Origin of the sequence: Gluconobacter sp. P1D12_c, from assembly GCF_018812105.1 — a bacterium.
Lineage (GTDB): Bacteria > Pseudomonadota > Alphaproteobacteria > Acetobacterales > Acetobacteraceae > Gluconobacter > Gluconobacter oxydans_A.
The window spans coordinates 1-451 of the sequence record NZ_JACSIQ010000461.1; the positions used below are offsets into that span (position 1 = coordinate 1).

General features: G+C 55.0%; 1 protein-coding gene and 1 pseudogene. One reads left to right on the top strand and one right to left on the bottom strand.

What is annotated here, in order from left to right; translation table 11 throughout:
- The coding region (locus tag KP705_RS21260) for a recombinase family protein (protein ID WP_215765226.1) at positions 1-103 on the bottom strand (103 nt) is incomplete at its 3' end.
- A 156-nt stretch (positions 104-259) separates the two neighbouring features.
- Between KP705_RS21260 and KP705_RS17680 the strand changes: the two are divergent.
- A pseudogene (locus KP705_RS17680) lies at positions 260-451 on the top strand (DUF4158 domain-containing protein); the annotation flags it as partial.

Below are 451 nucleotides of genomic sequence, written 5' to 3' on the forward strand. Positions count from 1 at the left end.
TACGATCGGCAGAAACACCGAGTTTGAGCAGTTCCTGATGCTGGGCCGCGAGATCCTGTTTGTCCGTCGAGCAGCGGGCATAGCCGATCATTATGTGTGTCATACGGGAAAGTGTAACGTATAAGGCCCCATGACTGCAAAACATATGGTACCACCTTTATGAGACACAGCACACGGCTGTATTCCATGACGTGTTGCACTTGTCCGGGACAGTCCGTCCAACGATCCCCTTCCGGACACATGAAGGAGACATCCGATCATGGCGCGGCGCCGTCTTCTGACCCGTGAAGCTCTCGCCCGACATTACGAGCCTTCTGTCGATGATCGCGAGATCACGAGACATTTTACACTCAGCCAGGATGACTTCGATCTGATCGCAACCCGCCGCTGAGAAACCTCCCGATTGGGTTTCACGATGGTCATGCTCTTCATGCGCTGGCCGGGACGGGTG